This is a genomic window from Nitrosomonas sp. (assembly GCF_040256045.1).
Lineage (GTDB): Bacteria > Pseudomonadota > Gammaproteobacteria > Burkholderiales > Nitrosomonadaceae > Nitrosomonas.
The window spans coordinates 1-17,476 of sequence record NZ_JBDZWD010000022.1; the positions used below are offsets into that span (position 1 = coordinate 1).

Here is a 17,476-nt window from a genome sequence, read left to right on the forward strand (position 1 = left end):
GTGAAGGCGGACGTACCGTAGGCGCAGGCGTGGTCGCTAAAGTGATCGAGTGATTTGGGATTGGTTGTGGTGACGATCAGGGATACTTTTTAAAAATATATAATTTTTTATGCAAAATCAGAAAATTCGAATACGCTTAAAGGCGTTTGACTATCGCTTGATAGATAAGTCGGCTATTGAGATAGTGGAAACTGCCAAGCGTACGGGTGCAGTCGTTAAAGGGCCTGTTCCACTTCCAACACGTATAGAACGGTTTGATGTTTTACGGTCGCCACACGTAAATAAAACTTCTCGAGATCAGTTTGAGATTAGAACACATCTAAGATTAATGGATATTATTGACCCGACAGATAAAACAGTTGATGCATTGATGAAGCTTGATTTGCCTGCTGGAGTTGATGTGGAAATTAAGCTTTAACCTAGTGATTGGCTGTGATAGGTAAAGATTCATTAAAGAGGAAAATAATGAAACTAGGTTTAATCGGTAAAAAAATAGGTATGACGAGAGTATTTACCGAGTCAGGAAACAGCATACCTGTTACCGTTCTTGATGTATCAGGAAATCGTGTGGTTCAGGTTAAAACGGAAGAGAAAGATGGCTACTCTGCGGTACAGCTAACACAAGGGCATCGCCGTAAAAGTCGAATAACAAAAGCGCTATCAGGACATTTTTCACAAGCTGGGGTTGAGGCTGGGACTGTGATCAAGGAATTTAGAGTTGATCATGATATTGGCAGTGATATAAAGATCGGATCTGAAATCAGTGTTGAACTTTTTGAAGTGGGATCAAAGGTGGATGTATGTGGCGTATCAATAGGAAAGGGATATGCTGGTACTATAAAACGCCATAATTTTTCTTCAAGCAGAGCCAGTCACGGGAATTCAAGATCACATAATGTTCCTGGTTCGATTGGTATGGCGCAGGATCCAGGCAGAGTATTTCCAGGGAAAAAAATGACTGGGCGTTTGGGAGGTGAACGGTGCACCGTTCAGAATATAGAGGTTGTGCGTATCGATGCTGGTAGAGGTTTGATTTTTTTAAAAGGTTCAGTTCCGGGATTCAAGGGTAATGGTGTTTTTATACGCCCTGGTGCGAAACAGCCAAATAAATAACAACAGATGAGTGTGAGTAAATGGTTAAAATTCCTTGTATATTCGAAAACGGACAAATTGAAAATATAGAGGTATCAGAATCTGTTTTTGGCAGGGTTTATAACGAAGCGTTAGTTCATCAGGTAGTTAAGTCTTATTTGGCGAACGCAAGAGCGGGAACGCGTGCCCAGAAAGGGCGTTCAGATGTTACTGGCTCAACGCGGAAACAGTGGAGACAAAAAGGGACCGGCAGAGCAAGAACAGGTGCTGCAACCAACCCGCTTTGGCGTGGGGGTGGAAAGATTTTTCCAAATAAGCCTGGGGAAAATTTCAAGCAGAAATTAAACCGGAAAATGTATCGTGCTGGAATGTGCACAATATTTTCAGAGTTATTGAGAAATAATAAGTTGGTGGCTATTGACGAGTTTCAGGTAGAGGTACCAAAAACAAAGATTTGTTTGCAGAAGTTAAAAAACTACCAGCTGAAAAATGTAATGATTATTACCAGTGAGGTAGATAGCAACCTGTATCTAGCTTCCAGAAATCTTCCAAATCTGAAAATAGTTGAAGTTGATTTAATAGATCCTGTTAGTTTGTTGGCATATGACAACGTGGTTATTACTCGGGATACGGTAAATAAAATTGAAAATGTGTTGCAATGAGAAATATTACAATAAGTAGCGAAAGAGCATTAGAAGTAATAAAAGCTCCACAGATTTCCGAGAAGTCGACTTTTATTGCAGAAAAAACGAAACAAATCATATTTTATGTTTCGCGTGATGCCAATAAAACTGAAATTAAATCAGCAATCGAACAGATCTGGAAATCACAAAATGTTCAGGTCAAGAGCGTGCAAGTAGCGAATGTAAAAGGAAAGAAGAAAAGATTTGGCCGTTACCTTGGACAAAAGTCGGATTGGAAAAAAGCATTTGTAAGTCTTAAAGGGGATCGTGAGATAGACTTTACTGATGTTAAATTATTCGAGGATAAATAATGGCACTAAGGAAAACTAAGCCCACCTCACCAGGCAGAAGATCTGTAATTAAATCTGTAAATGATTTCATTTATAAAGGTAGGCCTTTTGCTGCATTAATAGAAAAAAAGAAAAAGAATGCGGGTAGAAATAATTCAGGAAAAATAACGGTACGTCATATTGGTGGTGGCCATAAACAACATTATCGTATAGTTGATTTTCGTAGAAATAAAGATGATATCCCCGCAAAAGTAGAACGTATCGAATATGATCCCAATAGAAGTGCCTATATAGCTTTGCTTTGTTATGCCGATGGTGAGAGAAGGTACATCATTGCAGCGAAAGATATTGAGATCGGTTCGTATCTGGTCAGTGGTTCTGGTTCGCCCATTAAGATGGGTAATACGCTGCCAATACGAAATATACCTGTGGGGAGTGTAATACATTGTATTGAATTGAAGCCGGGGAAAGGTGCGCAACTTGCACGGTCAGCAGGTTCATCAGCGCAGTTAATGGCAAAAGAAGGTGATTATTCTCAAATTAGGCTGAGATCAGGTGAGATCAGAAAAATTCATATAAGCTGCAGGGCCACAATAGGTGAAGTTGGTAATTCCGAACATAATTTGCAGTCAATTGGTAAGGCCGGCGCTATCCGATGGAGGGGGGTCAGGCCAACTGTCCGTGGCGTGGCAATGAACCCTATAGATCATCCACATGGCGGCGGAGAAGGTAAAACAGCTGCAGGGAGGCATCCTGTCAGTCCTTGGGGAATTCCTTCGAAAGGATCTCGTACAAGAAAAAATAAACGAACGGTTAATATGATTGTTCGCAGTAGATATTCTAGGAAAGGTTAAAAAAGAATGAGTCGATCTGTTTCCAAAGGTCCGTTTGTTGATCTTCATCTTGTAAATAAGGTTTTAACCGCTCGTCAAAATAATGACAAAAAACCGATTAAAACCTGGTCGAGAAGATCAACGATACTCCCCGATTTTATTGGTTTGACAATTGCGGTTCATAATGGCAGGCAACATGTTCCTGTTTTTGTGACTGAAAATATGGTAGGTCATAAACTTGGTGAATTCTCACATACCAGAACGTTTAAAGGCCATGCCGGAGATAAGAAGGCCGGATCTAAGCGATAGGATAATATATGGAAACATCCGCAGTTTTACGTAGCGTAAGGTTATCTGCACAAAAAGGGCGTCTTGTTGCAGATCAGATACGTGGTCTACAGGTAGAGCGGGCTATTAAACTTTTATCTTTTAGCCCTAAAAAGGGAGCTGCAATTATTTTAAAGCTTCTTGAGTCGGCTGTAGCAAATGCAGAACACAATGAAGGTGCAGATATTGATGAATTGAAGATCAGTCAGATTTTTGTTGGCCAGGGAACTACCCTTAAGCGTGTGAGTCCGCGTGCAAAAGGGAGAGGAAACCGTATATCGAAGCCCACGTGCAACATTTTCTTAACTGTTTCGAGTAGGTAAAAATAAGTCGGGTTCATAAGAGAAGGGTAAATGGTTTATGGGTCAAAAAATTAATCCAACTGGGTTTAGGCTAGCAGTTTTAAAGAACTGGTCTTCACGTTGGTATACAAATACAAAGAAGTTTTCAGATTTCTTAAATGAAGATATTAATGTTAGACAGTATCTTCAAAAGAAACTGGCACATGCTTCAGTTGGAAGTATCATAATTGAGCGGCCTTCAAAAAATGCGAAGATTACGATACATACGTCACGTCCTGGCGTAGTCATAGGTAAGAAAGGCGAAGATATAGAAATTCTTCGTAGGGATGTTGAGAAATTGATGAATGTTCCAGTGCACATCAATATAGAGGAAATACGAAAACCTGAGATTGATGCTCAGCTTATTGCCACAAGTATCACTCAGCAGCTCGAAAAAAGGATAATGTTCAGAAGAGCTATGAAAAGAGCTATACAGAATGCCATGCGCCTTGGTGCTCAAGGGATAAAAATTATGAGTTCCGGCAGATTAAATGGTATAGAAATAGCTCGAACTGAATGGTATAGAGAAGGTAGAGTGCCACTTCATACATTACGTGCAGAAGTTGATTACGGAACTTCAGAGGCTAAAACAACGTATGGGATTATTGGCGTTAAAGTATGGGTTTTTAAAGGCGAACAACTTGGCAGCAAGGAAAGGCAAAACTAATTATTAATTGCAGATATCTTATTTGGATGCCTACATTTTAAGATCGCAGTTAATACTGTACATCCCGGAATAACAAAGGAAATATGTAATGTTACAACCCGCCAGAACCAAATTTAGAAAGCAGCACAAAGGTCGTAATACTGGCATGGCAACAAGAGGGGCAAAAGTCAGTTTTGGGGAATTTGGGTTAAAAGCTGTTGGCCGTGGCAGATTGACTTCAAGGCAGATTGAGGCTGCGAGACGAGCTATGACGCGGCATATTAAGCGAGGGGGTCGGATTTGGATAAGAGTATTTCCAGATAAGCCTATCTCACAGAAACCTGCCGAGGTGAGGATGGGTAAAGGTAAGGGGAATCCTGAGTACTATGTTGCTGAAATTCAACCAGGCAAAATGCTTTATGAAATGGATGGGGTGGACGAATCACTTGCACGCGAGGCATTTAGGTTGGCTGCAGCAAAACTGCCAATGCAGACCACTTTTGTAATTCGGCATTTGGGGAGTTGATTTTTAAATGAAGGCACAAGAGCTACGGGAAAAGAAATTACCAGAGCTGGAAAAAGAGCTCCTCTCTCTCAGAAGAGCACAATTTGGCCTAAGACTGCAACATAGGACGCAACAGCTTGCTAACGTATCCCAGATTAACAAAGTACGTAGAGATATCGCACGTCTTAAAACAATTATTCGAGAGAAAACAGGACAATTATGAGCTCAGACAATCAAAGCAAGACACTGATTGGACAGGTCGTGAGTGATAAAAGAGATAAGACTGTAACGGTAAGGATAGACAGGAAAGTAAAACACCCTTTATATGGAAAAATTGTTACGCGCTCAAGTAAGTATCATGCACATGATGAGCTCAATCAATATAAACTGGGTGACATTGTAGCTATAAGCGAAACTCGTCCAAAGTCAAAAACCAAAGCTTGGCAGGTAGTTAGAGTAATTGAAGGTTAACTGATAGAAATTTTTATTGATAATAATTAAGTTATATCTCTTTCGTTAGCCAATTATAGATAGGAAGCTGAAATATGATTCAGATGCAATCATTACTGAAAGTAGCGGATAATACGGGGGCACGTACAGTAATGTGTATTAAGGTCTTGGGCGGTTCGAAGAGAAGGTTCGCTGGGATCGGTGATGTTATCAAGGTGGCCGTAAAAGATGCTGCTCCGCGGGGACGGATTAAAAAAGGTGAAGTATACAATGCAGTTATCGTGCGTACCGCTAAGGGGATTCGTAGGGCTGATGGTTCTTTGGTCAAGTTTGATACTAATGCGGCGGTAATTTTGAATAATAAACTAGAACCGATAGGGACTAGGATTTTTGGTCCGGTTACGCGTGAGCTCCGTACGGCGAAATTCATGAAAATTGTTTCACTTGCTCCTGAAGTTATATAAAGGGGAATTTATAAGTCATGAAAAAGATTAGAAAAGGTGACAATGTGGTAGTTATTGCCGGGAAGGATAAAGGTAAGCAATCTACAATCATCCGATTTCAAAGTGCTGAAAGGGTAATAGTGAGAGATGTAAATAAAGCTAAATCTCATATCAAACCTAATCCTAACAAAAATACTACTGGTGGAATTGTGGAGACTGAAAAGCCTTTGCATATTTCGAATGTCGCAATTTTCAATCCCGCAAAAAATAAAGCTGATAGGGTAGGTTTTAGGGTTAATGAGTCGGGTAATAAAGTACGGTATTTTAAATCGGATGGTACTTTGATCGATTCATAAAAGTGGATAAAGAAATGGCACGATTATTAGAATACTATAGAGACACGGTTACTAAGGAGCTTACACAGAAGTTTAGCTATAAGACTGTAATGGAAGTTCCAAAGATCACCAAAATCACTCTGAATATGGGAGTGGGTGAGGCATCCGCAGATAAAAAGATTATGGAAAGTGCTGTTAGTGATTTGGAAAAAATCTCAGCACAGAAGCCTGTTGTGACAAAAGCTAAGAAGTCAATTGCCACTTTCAAGGTAAGACAAGGTTATCCCGTCGGCTGTAAAGTAACTTTGCGGGGTGTAAAAATGTACGAATTCTTAGATCGTCTTGTTAACATTGCGATTCCACGTATTCGTGATTTTAGAGGAATCCAAGTTAAAGGGTTTGATGGTCGCGGAAATTTTAATATGGGAATTAAAGAGCAAATTATCTTTCCTGAGATCGATTACGATAAGATTGATAAAGTGCGTGGTTTGAATATTACTGTCACTACAACCGCCAAGACTGATCAAGAAGCTAAAGCACTTTTATCAGCTTTTAAGTTTCCGTTTAAAAATTAGGGAATGTATTGTGGCAAAAAAATCAATTGTAAATCGTAATTTGAAGAGATTAAGAATTGTTAATAAATATGCTGTACGGCGTGCAGAGATAATTTCTATATTAAAGGATTCGGGATCTGACATTGAGGCTAAAGTGTCAGCTAGAGATCTTCTTCAGAAATTGCCCAGAAATGCCAGTCCGGTTAGGTTGCGGCAGCGTTGTGCTTTGACTGGACGACCCAGGGGAGTATTCAAGAAATTTGGTTTGGGTCGGATTAAGCTGCGAGAGATAGCTATGCGTGGTGAAATTCCAGGTCTTATAAAGGCAAGTTGGTAGTATTTCGAATTGAGAAAAAAGGTTGAAACTGGCAATTGGCCAGTTTTTCGGAAATAAAAGGCAAATGGTGTATATATGTGTATGACTGATCCTATAGCCGATATGCTTACGCGTATAAGAAATGCTCAATCGGCTGAGCAAAAAGAAATAAAACTACCTTCTTCAAATTTAAAGAAAGCAATTTTGAAAATCTTGAAAGAAGAAGGGTATATTGAGAATTTTCAAGAAGATTCCAATCATAAAAAACCGTGTATCAGCGTAACTCTGAAATATTTTAATGGGGAGCCTGTTATTGCTTCAATTAGCCGGGTAAGTAAACCTGGATTGAGAAGCTATAAATCGAAGAATGATTTACCTAAGGTAATGAATGGTTTGGGGATAGCAATAGTGTCAACTTCCAAGGGGGTTATGACAGAGCGTACAGCGAGGATGGCTGGCGTCGGTGGTGAGTTATTGTGTGTAGTTACTTGAGGTAATTATCAATGTCATCAGTTTTTATAACGGCAAAACCTATAGAAATACCAAAATCGGTAGAAGTTCAGTTGACTGAGTTGGGTGTATTTATCAAAGGTCCGCTGGGTAGTTTGTTTCAATCTATTGATGCAGACAATACTAAAGTTGTCATAAGTTCCAACCAGTTAACGATTGAGGCTTTAAATGCTACAAAACAGGCTAAGTCGATAGTTGGCACTCTTAAGGCTCTTATATCCAACATGATAAAGGGTGTGACAGCTGGATTTGAAAAAAAATTGCTTATTATTGGAGTCGGATATAAGGCTCAGGCAGTTGGTAACACTCTTAATTTAAATTTAGGCTTTTCTCATCCGGTTGCTTATGCTGTTCCAGAGGGTATCAAGGTTGAAACACCAAGTACAACCGAAATTTTAATTAAGGGAATAGATAAGCAGAAAGTAGGGCAGGTTGCGGCAGATGTAAGATCATATCGACGTCCTGAACCTTATAAAGGTAAAGGAATACGTTATTCCGATGAAAAAGTTATAATTAAAGAAACTAAGAAAAAGTAAGGTAGGGGCTTGTAATGTTGCTAAATACTAAGCAGATGCGCTTAAGGCGAGCCAAAGCGACTAGAATTAAAATAGAAAACTCGAAGCAGTTCAGGTTATCTGTTCATAAGAGCAATAATCATATTTACGCTCAAGTTCTAGATCCTTCTTCAAATCGTGTGGTTGTAAGTGTTTCTACGGTTGAAGCTGAGGTGAGAAAGCAGTATCCGAACGGTGGAACAATTGAAGCAGCTAAGTACATAGGTGACTTGGTAGCAAAAAAATCTATTGAATCTCAAATTTATGAAGTGGCATTTGATAGATCAGGTTTCAAGTATCATGGTCGAATAAAAGCTCTTGCTGATGCAGCCAGATCAGCTGGTATGAAGTTCTAAATTAGAGGTAATCAAGGTGGCCAAAACAACTAAATCTGCTAATACTAAAACCCCAGATGAGGTAAAAACAGATGGATTGAAAGAAAAAATGGTTTCTGTCAATCGTGTCACCAAAGTGGTAAAAGGTGGAAGAATTCTTGGCTTTGCTGCATTGACAGTAGTAGGTGACGGAAAGGGTAGCGTTGGTATGGGTAAAGGGAAATCCAGAGAAGTACCTCTTGCCGTTCAGAAAGCAATGGATGAAGCTCGACAGCATATGGTTAAAGTGAACCTTATAAATGGGACGCTTCACCATTCTGTAATTGGGCGACACGGTGCAGCTAGGGTATATATGCAGCCTGCTTCAGAAGGTACGGGTATTATTGCTGGAGGGCCGATGAGGGCAATTTTTGAGGTAATGGGAATTCATAATATTTTAGCTAAATGCTTGGGTTCCACAAATCCTTATAATATTGTGCGTGCTACGTTGGATGGATTAAGCAAAATCCAAACGCCGGCGATGATCGCTGCTAAAAGAGGAAAAAGTATTGACGAGATTACTGGGGCTTGATGTAAATGGAAAAGCAAAAAACTATAAAGGTAACCTTGGTAAAAAGCTTGATTGGTACAAGACGTAGTCATAGACTGGTAATCAAAGGTATGGGGCTAAGAAAATTGAACCATACAGTTTCCCTATGTGATCATCCATCAATAAGGGGAATGATCAATAAAACAGCCTACCTGTTAAAAGTAGAGGAATGACGTGAAGCTTAATACAATAAAACCTGGTATTGGATCTACCAAACCTAAAAGGCGTGTGGGTCGTGGAATAGGCTCCGGACTTGGTAAAACATGTGGCAGAGGGCACAAAGGGCAGAAATCACGTGCTGGAGGTTTTCATAAGGTTGGTTTCGAGGGTGGGCAGATGCCATTGCAACGGCGGCTGCCAAAGAGTGGTTTTACTGTTTATGGTAAGAAACGAGCGCAGGAGATTAAGCTTTCTACCTTGCAGCTAATTGATTCAAATGAGTTTAATCCAAGTGTTTTATGTGAATATGGCTTGATAAAAAATGTAAACGATCCGGTTAAAGTTATCCTGGATGATCGATTAACTGAACGTGCAGTTAAAATAAAAGACTTGGTAGTTTCGCGTGGAGCAAAAGAGGCAGTAGAGAGAATGGGTGGTTTGGTTGAACTAACTATAAAAGATGTAAATGGTATCTAAATCTAAAGCTGCTTTGACTGATAGGTTCTACGATCTAAAGAAACGATTCTGGTTCTTAATATTAGCTCTGATAGTATATCGTATCGGTGCTCATGTTCCTGTTCCTGGGATTGATCCTGTTGTTTTGAAGGATCTGTTTGATTCTCAGGAAGGTGGAATTCTTGGCATGTTTAATATGTTCTCTGGCGGTGCACTGTCAAGGTTTTCTATATTCGCTCTTGGCATCATGCCATATATATCTGCATCAATCATCATGCAATTAGGCACTGTAGCAGTGCCTTACTTGGAGTCTTTGAAAAAAGAAGGCGAGTCTGGAAGGAAAAAGATTACACAATATACACGTTACGGTACATTGTTTCTTTCTACATTGCAGAGTTACGGAATTTCTATTGCACTGCAATCACAACCTGGTTTAGTGATTCAGCCTGGTTTTTATTTTATTGTTACAACAGTCATTACTCTTGTAACTGGGACCATGTTTCTTATGTGGCTAGGAGAGCAAATTACTGAACGTGGTATCGGAAATGGCATTTCACTAATAATTTTTGCAGGAATTGCAGCAGGACTTCCAAGCGCTGTTGGGGGTACATTAGAACTAGTGAATACTGGTGCAATGCACTTTCTTACAGCATTGTTCATCTTTATCGCTGCAATAGCAATAACATATTTTGTTGTATTTATTGAGCGTGGCCAGCGTAAAATTTTGGTTAATTATGCGAAAAGGCAGGTTGGTAAGCAGGTTATGGGCGGTCAATCCTCCCATTTACCATTAAAGTTAAATATGTCTGGGGTTATACCTCCGATATTTGCTTCAAGTATTATTCTATTCCCTGCTACCTTGGCTGGCTGGTTTTCAGATAGTCTATCGTTGGACTGGTTAAAAGATTTCAGCGGTGCCTTGGCGCCAGGACAGCCTATTTATGTTGCGCTATATGCTGCTTTAATTATTTTCTTTTGTTTTTTTTATACCGCACTTGTTTTTAATCCAAAAGAAACTGCAGATAACCTGAAAAAAAGTGGTGCCTTTATACCTGGAATAAGGCCTGGAGATCAAACTACACGGTATATAGAACGTATCATGTTGAGGCTTACATTGATTGGCTCAATATACGTTACATTGGTTTGTTTGTTACCCGAGTTTATGATCCTGAAATGGAACGTTCCATTCTATTTTGGCGGAACATCGTTATTAATCATAGTAGTAGTTACGATGGATTTTATGGCTCAAGTTCAATCTCATGTGATGTCGGGTCAATATGAGAGTTTATTGAAGAAAGCTAATTTTAAGACTGGTGGCAGTAGTTTCTCGCGATAGGTTTTTTATGGCTAAAGAAGAAACTATACAGATGCAGGGTGAGGTCATAGAAACACTTCCGAATGCTACTTTCAGGATAAAGTTGGAGAATGGTCATATCGTATTAGGCCATATTTCAGGTAAAATGAGAATGAATTATATCCGTATATTACCGGGAGATAAGGTGACAGTTGATTTGACTCCTTATGATTTAACTAGAGCTCGGATAACTTTTCGGACTAAATAAAATTTAACCTGATTTTTTAATAATATAAATATATAGTGAGTGTTCTATGAAGGTACGTGCATCGATCAAAAAGATATGTAGGAATTGCAAAATAATAAGGCGATATGGTGTTGTGCGTGTTATTTGTGTTGATGCTAGGCATAAACAACGTCAAGGCTAATCAGTATTTTATGTTAGGGTAGGGAAAATGGCTCGTATAGCAGGTGTTAATTTACCTAGTAACAAGCATGTCAATATAGCATTGACAGCAATTTATGGAATAGGGAACACGACAGCTCGTAGAATTTGTTCTGATTTACAGATTCCACCTTTTGTTAAGCTTAAAGACCTGGAAGATATTAAGCTAGATGAATTAAGAGAATCGGTTTCAAAGTTGATTGTTGAGGGAGATTTACGCAGAGAGACCTCAATGAATATCAAAAGATTAATAGATCTTGGTAGTTATCGTGGATTGAGACATCGTCGTGGTTTACCAGTGCGAGGTCAGAGAACTAAAACTAATGCTCGAACCAGGAAGGGGCCACGTAAAGCAATACGCGCCAGATAATTTAAACTATTTTTAATATACTTCATAAGCAAAGAAATTAATGGTAAAGCCTTCATTAAAAAGCCGTAAAAAGGTTAAAAAAAATGTTGTTGAGGGAGTGGCGCATATTCATGCCTCTTTCAATAATACAATCGTGACTATTTCTGACCGTCAAGGGAATGCTCTTTCCTGGGCAACGTCGGGTGGAGTAGGGTTTAAAGGGTCACGTAAAAGTACTCCCTTTGCGGCACAAGTTGCTGCAGAACATGCGGGCAGGGCAGCACTGGAGTATGGCGTTAAAAATTTAGAAGTAAGAGTAAAAGGACCCGGTCCGGGTCGTGACTCTGCTGTACGGGCCCTTAATGCCACAGGTTTTAAAATCACCAGTATAACCGATGTGACGCCCATACCTCATAATGGATGTAGGCCACCCAAGAAGCGTCGTATCTAAGAAGGAGAAAATTTGTGGCCAGAAATATAAACCCAAAGTGTCGTCAATGTCGTCGTGAAGGCGAAAAATTATTCCTCAAGGGAGATAAATGCTTTAGTGATAAATGCCCCATAGAACGAAGGAATTATCCGCCCGGGCAACATGGACAAAAGAGAATAAGATTATCTGATTATGCGGTACAACTCAGGGAAAAACAAAAAATAAGAAGGATTTATGGGTTGCTTGAAAACCAATTCCGTAATGTTTATAAACGAGCTGATAGACAAAAAGGCGTTACAGGTGACAATTTACTACAGCTTCTAGAAAGCCGTCTTGATAATGTTGCTTATAATATGGGGTTTGGATCTTCCAGATCAGAAGCAAGACAGATAGTAAGACATAATTGCATTTTATTGAACGGAAAAAGAGCAAATATCCCATCTCAATTAGTTGAGCCTGGTGATCTTGTTGAAATTGCTGAACATGCAAAGAGCTATTTGAGAATCAAAGCTTCTATCGAAGCAACCAAACGTCGCAGCACCCCATCTTGGCTGGAAGTGGATTTTGATAACCTTAAAGGCGTTTATAAGAGTAAGCCTGAACGTAGTGATTTATCTTCGACGATTAATGAATCTTTAGTTGTGGAACTTTATTCCAAGTAATTGGCACTTTTTTATATATTGGCGTATTTATGTCATCGAATAGTTTTCTGACACCTAGAATTGTAGAGGTGCATAATATTTCACCTTTGCATGCAAAGGTCGTAATGGAGCCTTTTGAGCATGGTTTTGGCTACACTCTGGGTAACGCATTGCGAAGAGTATTGTTATCTTCCATCCCCGGTTGTGCACCAACCAAAGTCAGTATTAGTGGAGTAGTTCATGAATATTCAACAATAGATGGTTTACAAGAGGATGTTGTTGATCTAATACTGAACTTGAAGGGAGTGGTTCTTAAACTTCATAATAATAGGGATCAGTCGGTTCTTGCTCTGAGGAAAAGCTCGGAAGGTATTGTAACAGCGGGTGATATTGAAGCGACTCATGATGTAGAGATAGTAAATCCAGATCATGTGATTGCGCACATCACGAGTGGTGGGAAGATCGAGGCTCAAATTACTGTTGAAAAAGGGCGGGGTTATTTGCCTTCTGCTAATCGCAGTAAGGAGGATAAAAGCTCTTCTTCGATCGGAGATATTCTGTTAGATGCTTCGTTCAGTCCGATCAGACGTGTAAGTTACGCCGTAGAAAGTGCTCGTGTAGAACAAAGAACTGACCTCGATAAGTTGATTATCGATATAGAGACAAATGGTTCAGTAGATCCTGAAGAAGCTATACGGTATGCGGCTAAGGTCTTGGTTGAACAGTTCTCCTTCTTTGCTGATCTTGAAAGCACACCATTGCCGACAGAACAGCCAAAAGCGCCAGTAATCGACCCTATACTACTGCGTCCGGTTGACGATTTGGAGCTTACAGTACGTTCTGCAAACTGTTTGAAGGTTGAAAATATTTTTTATATTGGTGATTTGATTCAACGAACTGAAGCAGAGTTACTTCGTACTCCTAACTTGGGAAGGAAATCACTTAATGAAATTAAAGAAGTTCTTGCTTCTCGTGATTTATCCTTGGGTATGAAATTAGAAAATTGGCCGCCAGCTAATTTGGAAAACTATATAAAGGAACCCGGTCATGCGTCATCGTAATGGTTTACGGAAGTTAAACCGTACTTCAAGCCATCGATTGGCTATGTTCAGGAATCTCACAAATTCATTACTTGAACATGAAATTATTAAAACTACACTTCCAAAAGCCAAGGAACTTCGCCGTGTCGTTGAACCGGTGATTACTTTAGGTAAGAATCCTTCGCTTGCAAGCAAGCGTTTGGCGTTTGACAGACTGAGAAATAGGGATAATGTAATTAAAATATTTTCTGAATTGGGCCCCCGCTATCAAAACCGGAATGGAGGCTATATAAGGATTTTAAAGTGTGGTTTCAGGAGAGGTGATAATGCCCCCATGGCTATTGTAGAATTGCTGGATAGACCTGAAACTGACATTATTTCTGCTGATTCGGCAAATTAAGTAGTTATCTTTTTATTTAAAATTTATTTTAGACCTGCTTTATACGTAATTAATCAGTTATCCGATAAATCACCCCAGTTCAGAATTTTCGATAAATGATGAGTTGGGGTGTTTTTAATTTCCCAATCAAAATTCAGTAATAAAAATTTTACTGGAAGCCAGTGTAATTAGTATAAATATTTCCTGAAAGCCGCAGTAACTCAGTTGGTAGAGTAGCTGATTCGTAATCAGCAAGTCGGGGGTTCGACTCCTCTCTGCGGCACCAAAATACTACAGTTCATATCATTTCCTACTGTTTAACTACGTTACAGTAGTTCCAACAATTTCTATTTTTACCCTTTCGTGAGACGATCTGATTTCAGTCTGCGTTTTTCTTTTGGATCAATATTAAGGGGCCTGTATATTTCAATACGATCATTCTGATGGAGAATCGTTTCCGGGCTGGTGATTTTCCCATAGATCCCGGTTTTGAGGGCACTACGGTCTTTTTCAGGATAGAAATTCTCTACACCGGAAAGTTTGATTGCCTGATAAATTGAAGTACCCGCTGGAACCTGAAATTGTTTGAGGAATTGCTGCTGAGGGAGCACAAAGGCAATTTCTATGGTGATTGACCTTTTCCTAGATCCCGGGACCATAAATTTTTTCTGCTTGTTCAACAAAAGCTTCCACGAAATTGTTAGCAATGACATAAAATACCGGCCCAACCAGTTTCTCAAGTAGTTTATGCGAGAATGTGTAATGTAATTGGAACTCGATCTTGCAGGCATTTTCCGATAGAGGAATAAATCGCCAGTAACCATCCAGTTTTTCAAAGGGTCCCTCCACCAGTTCCATTTTGATTAATTCGGGCGGGTGGCGTGTATTTTTTGTGGTAAAGCTGTGCTTGATATGATGATAATCAATATGAACAGTTGCCTGTATCGTTTCATTGTCTTCCATAAGTTTTATGGAAGCGCCTGAACACCATGGTAGAAAATCTGGATAGTTTTCCACCGTATCTACCAGATGAAACATCTGAGCTGCTGAATAACCTACCAGCACTGTTTTTTCTATTTCAGCCATAATGCCATATTCCCTTATTCCCTTATTCCCTTATTCAGGGCGTAAGGATACTAAAAACTGATACACTAAACGAAAATTTTTCATAAGCAAATTATCTTTCCGTTGTATTCAATGAGCATTGTGCAAAATAAAAAAGCTTTTCACGATTATTTTATCGAGGAAAAGTATGAGGTTGGCATTGCGCTTGAAGGATGGGAAGTTAAAGCAATCCGCGCTGGACGGGCTCAGTTGAAAGAAGCCTATATACTGGTTCGCAAAGGTGAGTTGTTTCTTATAGGAAGTCACATAAGCCCATTGGCAACGGCATCAACACATGTAAATCCTGATCCTGTTAAAACGCGCAAGCTGTTGTTACATGCATCACAAATCAAGGAACTCATTGGTAAGGTAGAACGTGCTGGATATACTCTGGTCCCGCTGGATATGCATTATAAATCAGGTAGAATCAAGCTGGAAATCGGCCTCGCACGAGGCAAAAAACAATACGACAAACGCGAAACTGAAAAACGTAAGGAATGGGAACGTGACAAGCAGCGCTTGTTACGCATGCGACGTTCCTCTGATTAATATTTATGCAAACAAGTTCATATCATTCTATTACTCCTGTAATTTCCGATAAAAATACTAATAACCAGACTTCCATTGCAGTCTGGTTATTAATTTGCTGTGCGCTTGTATTTGCCATGGTTGTTGTTGGGGGAGTGACACGCTTGACAGGCTCTGGGCTATCTATCGTTGAATGGAAGCCTATAGTAGGAACTATTCCACCCATCAGTCAGGAAGATTGGGAGGTTTTGCTGGAGAAATATCGTCAGATTCCACAGTATGAGCAGGTTAACAAAGGGATGACGCTGGATGAATTCAAGGGCATATTCTGGTGGGAGTATTTTCACCGTTTACTTGGTCGTCTGATCGGCTTGGTTTATTTCATCCCGTTCGTCTATTTCATGGTGCGTAAGCGTGTTGATCGTGTACTTGGTACCAAGCTGCTGGGTATATTTGTACTGGGTGGTCTGCAGGGTTTAATGGGCTGGTACATGGTCATGAGTGGACTGGCGGATAACATCTATGTCAGTCAGTATCGGTTGACCGCACACCTTGGTCTTGCCTTCATTATTTATGCAGCTATGTTCTGGGTGGCAATTGGCCTGCTCTCTCCAGTGAATACGCATTCGGCAGATCCTGCGTCTGTGCGCAAGCTCGGACGATTTGCCAAGATACTGACTGGATTGATATTTTTCATGATACTGTCCGGTGGGCTGGTGGCAGGGATTCATGCCGGGAAAGCGTACAACACATTTCCCCTGATGGATGGTTTTTTCATTCCTCCTGCCATATTCGTACTGGAGCCTTGGTATCGGAACTTTTTTGATAATATCACTACAGTACAATTCGATCATCGTATGATTGCCTGGCTGCTGATGTTTATAGTCCCGTTGTTCTGGTTCAAAGCAAGACAATTATCTTTGTCGTGGTCTGGTCGCCTGGCTTGTCATCTGTTACTGGTAATGCTCTGTATTCAGGTTACATTAGGAATTACAACACTGTTATTGTCGGTTCCTCTGACATACGCTGCAGCACATCAGGCGGGTGCCGTACTGCTGTTTAGCGCTGCACTATGGGTCTGTCGCAAGTTGAGCTGACTTGATCTATTTCCTGATCAGCCTTACAGACAATGCAGTGATATCTCATCCAGTATATGAAGTTTCCGAGTGAAGCAAATAACCAGCATAAGGGAGTGTACTGATGGGGGGATCAGTACCGGGGTTCTGGCGCCGTATACTGGCACTCTCTTATGAATCTTTGTTGTTATTGGGAGTGTGGTTCATTGCTGCTTTTTTGTTCCATCTCCTTTTTCGTGATACCACGGCCGAATACTTCAAGCCCCTGTTCCAGTTCTATCTGTTAATTGTCGGTGGTATTTACTTCATCTGGTTCTGGACACATGGTGGTCAGACTCTAGCCATGCAAACTTGGAAATTGCGCCTTGTTTCTGAAAATGGTGGAAAAGTTACTACCCAGCAGGCCATGGTTCGCTACCTGATGGCTGTAGTAGGTATCAGTTTTCTAGGGTTCGGATTATTATGGGCCTTGTTTGATCGTAATCGGCAATTCCTGCACGACAGGGTGGCCGGTACACGGATAATAAGACTTAGTTAGCTGATGTAGAGGGTAGCTGCTTCCGTTATTGGGGTGCGCCTACATTGTAAAACAAGCTGTATTCAAGTGACTGGTTGAGGTAAAATGAGCGCTTGGCGGGCCTCCCCGCATTGTGAGGTAGCAAATCTGGTCAGGTCCGGAAGGAAGCAGCCACAGTTATTTTTCGCAAGTGCCGGGGGTTCGGCTCGCCACCTGTCTTAGTACAATTGCAGATTTGTTTCCCGGCAGCTTCGC

At 40.3% G+C, this 17,476-nt stretch carries 33 protein-coding genes, 1 tRNA gene, 1 other RNA gene and 1 pseudogene; 34 read left to right on the plus strand and 2 right to left on the minus strand.

Going from position 1 to position 17,476, the window contains the following annotated elements:
• Positions 1–109 precede the first annotated feature (109 nt).
• The 30 genes and pseudogenes from rpsJ (at position 110) to ABUL11_RS05920 (ending at position 14,282) form a co-directional block, all read left to right on the plus strand.
• Positions 110–418, plus strand: a complete 309-nt coding sequence (gene rpsJ / locus ABUL11_RS05775) for a 30S ribosomal protein S10 (protein WP_011111035.1) — start codon at positions 110–112, stop codon at positions 416–418.
• A gap of 17 nt (positions 419–435) precedes the next feature.
• The gene (rplC, locus tag ABUL11_RS05780) at positions 436–1,113 is read left to right on the plus strand and encodes a 50S ribosomal protein L3 (RefSeq protein ID WP_350282962.1); all 678 of its coding nucleotides are present in this window, start codon (positions 436–438) and stop codon (positions 1,111–1,113) included.
• Positions 1,114–1,133: 20 nt separating this feature from the next.
• Entirely contained in the window at positions 1,134–1,754 is a 621-nt protein-coding gene (gene rplD, locus ABUL11_RS05785; protein WP_350282916.1) for a 50S ribosomal protein L4, read from the plus strand.
• Complete coding sequence (gene rplW, locus ABUL11_RS05790; RefSeq protein WP_350282917.1) at positions 1,751–2,086, plus strand: 50S ribosomal protein L23; 336 nt, start codon at positions 1,751–1,753, stop codon at positions 2,084–2,086. Before rplD ends, rplW begins: the two co-directional genes overlap by 4 nt.
• Positions 2,086–2,919 (plus strand): 50S ribosomal protein L2, encoded by an 834-nt coding sequence (gene rplB, locus ABUL11_RS05795; RefSeq protein WP_350282918.1) that lies wholly within the window; start codon positions 2,086–2,088, stop codon positions 2,917–2,919. The genes rplW and rplB overlap by 1 nt, the downstream gene beginning before the upstream one ends.
• A gap of 6 nt (positions 2,920–2,925) precedes the next feature.
• Positions 2,926–3,207, plus strand: coding sequence for a 30S ribosomal protein S19 (rpsS, locus tag ABUL11_RS05800; RefSeq protein WP_350282919.1), 282 nt, complete (start codon positions 2,926–2,928; stop codon positions 3,205–3,207).
• 8 nt (positions 3,208–3,215) lie between these two features.
• On the plus strand, positions 3,216–3,548 hold the full coding sequence (gene rplV / locus ABUL11_RS05805; protein WP_350282920.1) for a 50S ribosomal protein L22: 333 nt from the start codon (positions 3,216–3,218) through the stop codon (positions 3,546–3,548).
• Between the two features lie 37 nt (positions 3,549–3,585).
• Positions 3,586–4,224: pseudogene (rpsC, locus tag ABUL11_RS05810) on the plus strand (30S ribosomal protein S3); the annotation flags it as partial.
• Positions 4,225–4,321: 97 nt separating this feature from the next.
• Entirely contained in the window at positions 4,322–4,738 is a 417-nt protein-coding gene (gene rplP / locus ABUL11_RS05815) for a 50S ribosomal protein L16 (protein ID WP_350282921.1), read from the plus strand.
• A 7-nt stretch (positions 4,739–4,745) separates the two neighbouring features.
• Complete coding sequence (rpmC, locus tag ABUL11_RS05820; protein ID WP_350282922.1) at positions 4,746–4,940, plus strand: 50S ribosomal protein L29; 195 nt, start codon at positions 4,746–4,748, stop codon at positions 4,938–4,940.
• Positions 4,937–5,188 carry a 30S ribosomal protein S17 gene (gene rpsQ / locus ABUL11_RS05825; RefSeq protein WP_350282923.1) on the plus strand — a complete coding sequence of 84 codons (252 nt, stop codon included), beginning with the start codon at positions 4,937–4,939 and terminating at the stop codon, positions 5,186–5,188. Before rpmC ends, rpsQ begins: the two co-directional genes overlap by 4 nt.
• A gap of 74 nt (positions 5,189–5,262) precedes the next feature.
• Complete coding sequence (rplN, locus tag ABUL11_RS05830; protein WP_350282924.1) at positions 5,263–5,631, plus strand: 50S ribosomal protein L14; 369 nt, start codon at positions 5,263–5,265, stop codon at positions 5,629–5,631.
• A gap of 17 nt (positions 5,632–5,648) precedes the next feature.
• Complete coding sequence (rplX, locus tag ABUL11_RS05835; protein WP_350282925.1) at positions 5,649–5,966, plus strand: 50S ribosomal protein L24; 318 nt, start codon at positions 5,649–5,651, stop codon at positions 5,964–5,966.
• 14 nt (positions 5,967–5,980) lie between these two features.
• On the plus strand, positions 5,981–6,520 hold the full coding sequence (gene rplE / locus ABUL11_RS05840; protein ID WP_350282963.1) for a 50S ribosomal protein L5: 540 nt from the start codon (positions 5,981–5,983) through the stop codon (positions 6,518–6,520).
• A 10-nt stretch (positions 6,521–6,530) separates the two neighbouring features.
• Positions 6,531–6,836, plus strand: a complete 306-nt coding sequence (gene rpsN, locus ABUL11_RS05845) for a 30S ribosomal protein S14 (RefSeq protein ID WP_350282926.1) — start codon at positions 6,531–6,533, stop codon at positions 6,834–6,836.
• A gap of 75 nt (positions 6,837–6,911) precedes the next feature.
• Positions 6,912–7,307 (plus strand): 30S ribosomal protein S8, encoded by a 396-nt coding sequence (rpsH, locus tag ABUL11_RS05850; RefSeq protein WP_350282927.1) that lies wholly within the window; start codon positions 6,912–6,914, stop codon positions 7,305–7,307.
• 11 nt (positions 7,308–7,318) lie between these two features.
• The gene (rplF, locus tag ABUL11_RS05855; protein ID WP_350282928.1) at positions 7,319–7,861 is read left to right on the plus strand and encodes a 50S ribosomal protein L6; all 543 of its coding nucleotides are present in this window, start codon (positions 7,319–7,321) and stop codon (positions 7,859–7,861) included.
• Between the two features lie 14 nt (positions 7,862–7,875).
• Positions 7,876–8,235, plus strand: a complete 360-nt coding sequence (gene rplR, locus ABUL11_RS05860; RefSeq protein WP_350282929.1) for a 50S ribosomal protein L18 — start codon at positions 7,876–7,878, stop codon at positions 8,233–8,235.
• A 16-nt stretch (positions 8,236–8,251) separates the two neighbouring features.
• On the plus strand, positions 8,252–8,785 hold the full coding sequence (rpsE, locus tag ABUL11_RS05865) for a 30S ribosomal protein S5 (protein ID WP_350282930.1): 534 nt from the start codon (positions 8,252–8,254) through the stop codon (positions 8,783–8,785).
• A gap of 5 nt (positions 8,786–8,790) precedes the next feature.
• Positions 8,791–8,976 (plus strand): 50S ribosomal protein L30, encoded by a 186-nt coding sequence (gene rpmD / locus ABUL11_RS05870; protein WP_350282931.1) that lies wholly within the window; start codon positions 8,791–8,793, stop codon positions 8,974–8,976.
• Position 8,977: 1 nt separating this feature from the next.
• On the plus strand, positions 8,978–9,439 hold the full coding sequence (gene rplO, locus ABUL11_RS05875) for a 50S ribosomal protein L15 (protein WP_350282932.1): 462 nt from the start codon (positions 8,978–8,980) through the stop codon (positions 9,437–9,439).
• Positions 9,429–10,754 (plus strand): preprotein translocase subunit SecY, encoded by a 1,326-nt coding sequence (gene secY, locus ABUL11_RS05880; RefSeq protein ID WP_350282933.1) that lies wholly within the window; start codon positions 9,429–9,431, stop codon positions 10,752–10,754. The genes rplO and secY overlap by 11 nt, the downstream gene beginning before the upstream one ends.
• A 7-nt stretch (positions 10,755–10,761) precedes the next feature.
• Complete coding sequence (gene infA / locus ABUL11_RS05885; protein WP_011111057.1) at positions 10,762–10,980, plus strand: translation initiation factor IF-1; 219 nt, start codon at positions 10,762–10,764, stop codon at positions 10,978–10,980.
• A gap of 46 nt (positions 10,981–11,026) precedes the next feature.
• Positions 11,027–11,140 (plus strand): 50S ribosomal protein L36, encoded by a 114-nt coding sequence (rpmJ, locus tag ABUL11_RS05890; RefSeq protein ID WP_074671290.1) that lies wholly within the window; start codon positions 11,027–11,029, stop codon positions 11,138–11,140.
• A gap of 27 nt (positions 11,141–11,167) precedes the next feature.
• Complete coding sequence (rpsM, locus tag ABUL11_RS05895; RefSeq protein WP_350282934.1) at positions 11,168–11,527, plus strand: 30S ribosomal protein S13; 360 nt, start codon at positions 11,168–11,170, stop codon at positions 11,525–11,527.
• A 40-nt stretch (positions 11,528–11,567) separates the two neighbouring features.
• Entirely contained in the window at positions 11,568–11,957 is a 390-nt protein-coding gene (gene rpsK / locus ABUL11_RS05900) for a 30S ribosomal protein S11 (RefSeq protein WP_350282935.1), read from the plus strand.
• 14 nt (positions 11,958–11,971) lie between these two features.
• Positions 11,972–12,598: a 30S ribosomal protein S4 gene (gene rpsD / locus ABUL11_RS05905; RefSeq protein WP_350282936.1), complete on the plus strand. Its 627-nt coding sequence runs from the start codon at positions 11,972–11,974 to the stop codon at positions 12,596–12,598.
• 29 nt (positions 12,599–12,627) lie between these two features.
• A complete protein-coding gene (locus ABUL11_RS05910; protein ID WP_350282937.1) occupies positions 12,628–13,638 on the plus strand; it encodes a DNA-directed RNA polymerase subunit alpha in 1,011 nt (336 codons plus the stop codon).
• Entirely contained in the window at positions 13,625–14,017 is a 393-nt protein-coding gene (gene rplQ / locus ABUL11_RS05915; RefSeq protein ID WP_350282938.1) for a 50S ribosomal protein L17, read from the plus strand. Before ABUL11_RS05910 ends, rplQ begins: the two co-directional genes overlap by 14 nt.
• A gap of 189 nt (positions 14,018–14,206) precedes the next feature.
• A tRNA-Thr gene (locus ABUL11_RS05920) sits at positions 14,207–14,282 on the plus strand.
• A 67-nt stretch (positions 14,283–14,349) separates the two neighbouring features.
• Here ABUL11_RS05920 and ABUL11_RS05925 read toward each other — a convergent pair.
• Positions 14,350–14,676: an RnfH family protein gene (locus ABUL11_RS05925; RefSeq protein WP_350282939.1), complete on the minus strand. Its 327-nt coding sequence runs from the start codon at positions 14,674–14,676 to the stop codon at positions 14,350–14,352.
• On the minus strand, positions 14,639–15,082 hold the full coding sequence (locus ABUL11_RS05930; protein WP_350282940.1) for a type II toxin-antitoxin system RatA family toxin: 444 nt from the start codon (positions 15,080–15,082) through the stop codon (positions 14,639–14,641). Before ABUL11_RS05930 ends, ABUL11_RS05925 begins: the two co-directional genes overlap by 38 nt.
• 111 nt (positions 15,083–15,193) lie before the next feature.
• Between ABUL11_RS05930 and smpB the strand changes: the two genes are divergently transcribed.
• The 4 genes from smpB (at position 15,194) to ffs (ending at position 17,435) form a co-directional block, all read left to right on the plus strand.
• A complete protein-coding gene (gene smpB, locus ABUL11_RS05935) occupies positions 15,194–15,649 on the plus strand; it encodes an SsrA-binding protein SmpB (protein ID WP_350282941.1) in 456 nt (151 codons plus the stop codon).
• Between the two features lie 5 nt (positions 15,650–15,654).
• The gene (locus tag ABUL11_RS05940; protein ID WP_350282942.1) at positions 15,655–16,725 is read left to right on the plus strand and encodes a COX15/CtaA family protein; all 1,071 of its coding nucleotides are present in this window, start codon (positions 15,655–15,657) and stop codon (positions 16,723–16,725) included.
• 103 nt (positions 16,726–16,828) lie between these two features.
• Entirely contained in the window at positions 16,829–17,242 is a 414-nt protein-coding gene (locus ABUL11_RS05945) for an RDD family protein (RefSeq protein ID WP_350282943.1), read from the plus strand.
• Positions 17,243–17,336: 94 nt separating this feature from the next.
• Positions 17,337–17,435: signal recognition particle sRNA small type (gene ffs / locus ABUL11_RS05950), an RNA gene on the plus strand.
• Positions 17,436–17,476 lie beyond the last annotated feature (41 nt).

Excerpts from the sequence above, each read along its gene's own strand:
- rpsQ (WP_350282923.1), top strand. The coding sequence starts at position 4,937 with ATGAGCTCAGACAATCAAAGCAAGACACTGATTGGACAGGTCGTGAGT.
- rplD (WP_350282916.1), top strand. The coding sequence starts at position 1,134 with ATGGTTAAAATTCCTTGTATATTCGAAAACGGACAAATTGAAAATATA.
- rpsH (WP_350282927.1), top strand. The coding sequence starts at position 6,912 with ATGTGTATGACTGATCCTATAGCCGATATGCTTACGCGTATAAGAAAT.
- rpmJ (WP_074671290.1), top strand. The coding sequence starts at position 11,027 with ATGAAGGTACGTGCATCGATCAAAAAGATATGTAGGAATTGCAAAATA.
- rplE (WP_350282963.1), top strand. The coding sequence starts at position 5,981 with ATGGCACGATTATTAGAATACTATAGAGACACGGTTACTAAGGAGCTT.
- rplR (WP_350282929.1), top strand. The coding sequence starts at position 7,876 with ATGTTGCTAAATACTAAGCAGATGCGCTTAAGGCGAGCCAAAGCGACT.
- rpmC (WP_350282922.1), top strand. The coding sequence starts at position 4,746 with ATGAAGGCACAAGAGCTACGGGAAAAGAAATTACCAGAGCTGGAAAAA.
- rpmD (WP_350282931.1), top strand. The coding sequence starts at position 8,791 with ATGGAAAAGCAAAAAACTATAAAGGTAACCTTGGTAAAAAGCTTGATT.
- rplV (WP_350282920.1), top strand. The coding sequence starts at position 3,216 with ATGGAAACATCCGCAGTTTTACGTAGCGTAAGGTTATCTGCACAAAAA.
- rplP (WP_350282921.1), top strand. The coding sequence starts at position 4,322 with ATGTTACAACCCGCCAGAACCAAATTTAGAAAGCAGCACAAAGGTCGT.
- rpsS (WP_350282919.1), top strand. The coding sequence starts at position 2,926 with ATGAGTCGATCTGTTTCCAAAGGTCCGTTTGTTGATCTTCATCTTGTA.
- rplF (WP_350282928.1), top strand. The coding sequence starts at position 7,319 with ATGTCATCAGTTTTTATAACGGCAAAACCTATAGAAATACCAAAATCG.
- rpsK (WP_350282935.1), top strand. The coding sequence starts at position 11,568 with ATGGTAAAGCCTTCATTAAAAAGCCGTAAAAAGGTTAAAAAAAATGTT.
- rplQ (WP_350282938.1), top strand. The coding sequence starts at position 13,625 with ATGCGTCATCGTAATGGTTTACGGAAGTTAAACCGTACTTCAAGCCAT.
- rpsJ (WP_011111035.1), top strand. The coding sequence starts at position 110 with ATGCAAAATCAGAAAATTCGAATACGCTTAAAGGCGTTTGACTATCGC.
- ABUL11_RS05910 (WP_350282937.1), top strand. The coding sequence starts at position 12,628 with ATGTCATCGAATAGTTTTCTGACACCTAGAATTGTAGAGGTGCATAAT.
- rplW (WP_350282917.1), top strand. The coding sequence starts at position 1,751 with ATGAGAAATATTACAATAAGTAGCGAAAGAGCATTAGAAGTAATAAAA.
- ABUL11_RS05940 (WP_350282942.1), top strand. The coding sequence starts at position 15,655 with ATGCAAACAAGTTCATATCATTCTATTACTCCTGTAATTTCCGATAAA.
- rpsM (WP_350282934.1), top strand. The coding sequence starts at position 11,168 with ATGGCTCGTATAGCAGGTGTTAATTTACCTAGTAACAAGCATGTCAAT.
- smpB (WP_350282941.1), top strand. The coding sequence starts at position 15,194 with ATGAGCATTGTGCAAAATAAAAAAGCTTTTCACGATTATTTTATCGAG.
- ABUL11_RS05945 (WP_350282943.1), top strand. The coding sequence starts at position 16,829 with ATGGGGGGATCAGTACCGGGGTTCTGGCGCCGTATACTGGCACTCTCT.
- secY (WP_350282933.1), top strand. The coding sequence starts at position 9,429 with ATGGTATCTAAATCTAAAGCTGCTTTGACTGATAGGTTCTACGATCTA.
- rplN (WP_350282924.1), top strand. The coding sequence starts at position 5,263 with ATGATTCAGATGCAATCATTACTGAAAGTAGCGGATAATACGGGGGCA.
- ABUL11_RS05930 (WP_350282940.1), bottom strand. The coding sequence starts at position 15,082 with ATGGCTGAAATAGAAAAAACAGTGCTGGTAGGTTATTCAGCAGCTCAG.
- infA (WP_011111057.1), top strand. The coding sequence starts at position 10,762 with ATGGCTAAAGAAGAAACTATACAGATGCAGGGTGAGGTCATAGAAACA.
- rplB (WP_350282918.1), top strand. The coding sequence starts at position 2,086 with ATGGCACTAAGGAAAACTAAGCCCACCTCACCAGGCAGAAGATCTGTA.
- rplX (WP_350282925.1), top strand. The coding sequence starts at position 5,649 with ATGAAAAAGATTAGAAAAGGTGACAATGTGGTAGTTATTGCCGGGAAG.